Origin of the sequence: Rhodococcus sp. EPR-134, assembly GCF_001647205.1 — a bacterium.
GTDB classification, from domain to species: Bacteria; Actinomycetota; Actinomycetes; order Mycobacteriales; family Mycobacteriaceae; genus Rhodococcus_F; species Rhodococcus_F qingshengii.
Genome location: NZ_LVCT01000213.1, coordinates 1 through 3,834 on the forward strand (window position 1 = coordinate 1; position 3,834 = coordinate 3,834).

General features: G+C 63.2%; 4 protein-coding genes. 3 read left to right on the forward strand and 1 reads right to left on the reverse strand.

The features are described from left to right. The first annotated feature begins 175 nt into the window (after window positions 1-175). A complete protein-coding gene (locus A2J01_RS09650; RefSeq protein WP_058039094.1) occupies window positions 176-406 on the forward strand; it encodes a DUF3107 domain-containing protein in 231 nt (76 codons plus the stop codon). Window positions 407-475: 69 nt separating this feature from the next. On the opposite strand, the gene A2J01_RS09655 is transcribed toward A2J01_RS09650, so the two are convergent. Continuing rightward, a complete protein-coding gene (locus A2J01_RS09655) occupies window positions 476-1,147 on the reverse strand; it encodes a TetR/AcrR family transcriptional regulator (RefSeq protein WP_003942309.1) in 672 nt (223 codons plus the stop codon). Window positions 1,148-1,475: 328 nt separating this feature from the next. On the opposite strand from A2J01_RS09655, the gene A2J01_RS09660 reads away from it, so the two are divergent. Beyond that, window positions 1,476-2,522 (forward strand): DUF3152 domain-containing protein, encoded by a 1,047-nt coding sequence (locus A2J01_RS09660; protein WP_007731223.1) that lies wholly within the window; start codon window positions 1,476-1,478, stop codon window positions 2,520-2,522. Between the two features lie 47 nt (window positions 2,523-2,569). Next, window positions 2,570-3,757 carry an adenylyltransferase/sulfurtransferase MoeZ gene (moeZ, locus tag A2J01_RS09665; protein WP_003942292.1) on the forward strand — a complete coding sequence of 396 codons (1,188 nt, stop codon included), beginning with the start codon at window positions 2,570-2,572 and terminating at the stop codon, window positions 3,755-3,757. Window positions 3,758-3,834: the final 77 nt, after the last annotated feature.

The following is a 3,834-nucleotide window of genomic DNA, read 5'->3' on the forward strand; positions in this document are numbered from 1 at the left end:
TTGTCGCGTTGTTCGACGGCATGCAGGCAAAGCATGCCGAGCGGATGGCGATTCTCGGACTCGTCTAGGTGCCTGTTCGCTCTGGGCACAGCGTGCAGAGGAGCGTGGGCGGTCGTTGCTGCATTAGCCTTGCGTCGACAACGGATGTAATTCACGAACAGTTCGGAGGTTGACCGTGGAGGTCAAGATCGGTGTAATCGACAGCCCGCGTGAGCTCATCGTCAACAGCGAACAGACCCCTGACGAGGTCGAGACACTGGTCGCGGCTGTCCTCGGTGGCCGCGAGCCGGTTCTGGCTCTCGTCGACGACAAGGGCCGCAAGTTCCTGGTGCAGGCCGCTCGTGTGGCGTACGTGGAGATCGGTCCGTCCGATATCCGCAAGGTCGGATTCGCGCCTACCGTCTGACGCGTAGCTGTAACAGCAGAATGGGCGGGCAGTCGTGAGACTGCCCGCCCATTCTCGTTCGGGTTCCGGTTACTTCGTTTCGGCTTGCAGCGGCACGTGTGAGAGACCGCCCCACGCGAGGGTCACGGTGATTTCCACGGCTTCTTCCTTCGGGATCGGCCGCGCGGCTTCGAGCCAGTACCGCGCAGTGAACTGGCTGGCACCGACAAGACCGACCGCAAGGATGCGCGCGCGGTACGGATCGAGTCCGGAATCCTGACTCACCAGGTCGAACACGGCGTCGACGCAGGCTTCGGTGGCTTGTTCGACGCGTGTCTGGACCTGAGGTTCGCCCATGATGTCGGACTCGAACACCAGGCGGAAGCCCTGGGAGTCGTTGTCGACGAAGTCGAAGAACGCCTGGACCGCGGCGCGGACACGCTGTTTGTTGTCCGTCGTCGATCGCAGGGCCTGGCGTACACCCGAGATGAGGCTGTCGACGTAACTCTGCAGGACTGCGACGTACAGTTCGAGTTTGCCTGGGAAATGTTGGTACAGAACTGGCTTGCTGACACCGGCACATTCGGCGATCTCGTCCATGCCGGCCGAGTGGTACCCGTTCGCAACGAATACCTCACTTGCAGCTGCGAGGAGCTGGAGGCGGCGCGCATCGCGCGGGAGGCGGGTGCTGCGACGTGTTCCGGCAGGCTTGCCAGCCGTTGTACCGCGATCGGAGTCAGTCCGATCCGCGAGTTCTGTCATGTCGCTTCCAATCTGAGCAAAAGTAATTCGGTCGGCGCGCGGATCCGCGAGTCGCGTGTGCGTACCCGCCAGTATCCTCCGTCACACCGGTCGTAGCCGAATGAACGATACCGTGTGTCGCCCGGGCGAGTCGCGCGTGCCTCGGTGAGCGAGACCAGCGGTCTTTCTCGTTACAGGACGGGCTGCCATGACACGCCAGGACCAGCAAGTTTCGGTCAGCCCGGGCGAGCGACTTGCCGTGTGTGAGATTCTGGACGACGTGACTGACCCAGGGGGACCGCGCATGCGTGGACGAACTACGCAGAACCCTGAACGTGAGGAACGTCGAATGCGTAGCGGAACTGGAGCGCCTCGCGACGAACGTCGGCCGGAGGTGCCGGATGATCGTGCCTACGGCGAACGCGACTATCGAGGCATTTCCTCCCATCAGCCTTTGCGCGCCCAATGGGATCCGACCAAACGAGAAGTGGGCCGAACCCCGCGTAATCCGCGACCGGACCGGGCAGCGCGAAAGCAGAGCAAGCTCGGGCGCTTCGTCTCGACCTACGGTTGGCGGGCCTACGCGATTCCGGTTCTCGTGGTGCTCACCATTCTTGTGATCGTCGATGCGGTGCGGCCGGACGCCACAGACTCCGCGAGCAAGACGTCGGCCACCGCCGACCTCGCGCACAGCACCGACGGAACCGATGTCATCGGTGCCCCACCGGCCGGAGACGGAACTTTTGCCTCGTCGATACCGTCCGGTGCCCTTCCCGACGGTGGTCCGTTCACCGTCGCGGGGGGTGGAACGTGGCACGTCGTACCAGGTACGACGGGCAAGGTCGGACAGGGAACCGAACGCGAGTTCACGTACACGGTCGAGATCGAGGACGGCGTCGACACGACCGGCTTCGGCGGAGACGAATCGTACGGACGCATGGTCGACCAGACACTGGCCAATCCGAAGAGTTGGACCAACGATCCCAAGGTCGCGTTCCGGCGCGTCGACGCCGGCGAGCCGGACTTCCGGATCTCCTTGACCTCACAGATGACGATCCGCGAAGGCTGTGGATACGAAATCGAACTCGAAGGATCCTGCTACAACCCGAGCATGGACCGAGTCCTGCTCAACGAACCGCGATGGGTGCGAGGCGCCATTTCGTTCCAGGGCGACATCGGCTCGTATCGGCAGTATCAGATCAATCACGAGGTCGGCCATGCCATCGGATACGCCGCTCATCAGCCGTGCGAGACCGAAGGCGGACTCGCACCGATCATGATGCAGCAGACCTTCGGAACCGCGAACAACGACATCGCTAGGCTTGATCCCGAGGGCGTCGTTCCGATGAACGGACTCACGTGCCGCTTCAATCCGTGGCCGTACCCCCGAGCGTGACCGGATCGAGAATCCCTGATCTCGTCTTGAACTAGGAGTGTTTCGCGGTGTCTGCAACACCCGTCGTATTGCCACCACTGGTGGAGCCGGCAGCCGAGTTGAGCCGGGAGGAAGTTGCCCGATACAGCCGGCACCTGATCATCCCGAATGTAGGCATGACCGGTCAGAAGCGGCTCAAGAATGCACGAGTCCTGTTCATCGGCGCCGGTGGATTGGGTTCACCGGCACTGCTCTACCTCGCGGCCGCAGGAGTGGGCACCATCGGGATCGTCGAGTTCGACGAGGTCGACATGTCGAACCTGCAGCGTCAGGTGATTCACGGACGCTCCGACGTCGGACGCCCGAAGGCGCTCAGCGCGAAGGAGTCGATTCTCGAAATCAACGAGCACGTCGACGTCCGGTTGCACGAGTTCCGCCTGGACAACTCCAACGCGGTCGAACTGTTCTCCGAGTACGACCTGATCCTGGACGGTACGGACAACTTCGCGACGCGGTACCTCGTCAACGATGCTGCCGTCATCGCGGGAAAGCCGTACGTGTGGGGCTCGATCTACCGCTTCGAAGGGCAGGTCTCGGTCTTCTGGGAAGACGCCCCGGACGGCGCGGGACTGAACTATCGCGATCTTTACCCGGAGGCGCCGCCGCCAGGCATGGTCCCCTCGTGCGCCGAGGGTGGTGTGCTCGGAGTCCTGCCCGCGACCGTCGGTTCGATCATGGCGACCGAGGCGGTCAAGCTCATCACGGGGATCGGCGAACCGCTTCTCGGACGCCTGATGATCTACGACGCACTTGCGATGACGTTCCGGACGATCCGCCTTCAGCGTGATCCGACCCGCGTGCCGGTCACCGCCTTGATCGACTACGACGCGTTCTGCGGTGTCGTGTCCGAAGAGGCGAGTGCCGCTGCTGTCGGTTCGACGATCACGGCGCCCGAACTGGAGGCCATGATCGGCGAGGGACGGTCGATCGAGCTGGTCGACGTACGAGAACCGGTTGAATGGGACATCATGCATCTGCCGGGGGCCGTGCTGATCCCGAAGGACCGCATCCTGTCCGGTGAAGCTCTGGCGACGTTGCCGCAGAACAAGCAGATAGTGCTGTACTGCAAAACCGGCATTCGTTCCGCCGAGGCATTGGCATTTCTCAAGAACGCCGGTTTCTCCGACGCGGTCCACGTTCAAGGCGGCGCGATCGCCTGGGCGAACCAGGTGGATGCGAGTCTGCCGGTCTACTAGGCGCGCCTCGCGGGAGGCGGCGCCGCGCACCGGTAGCGTTGGGGTGTGAGCACAGGCCAACCTCCCCAGCACGTGTG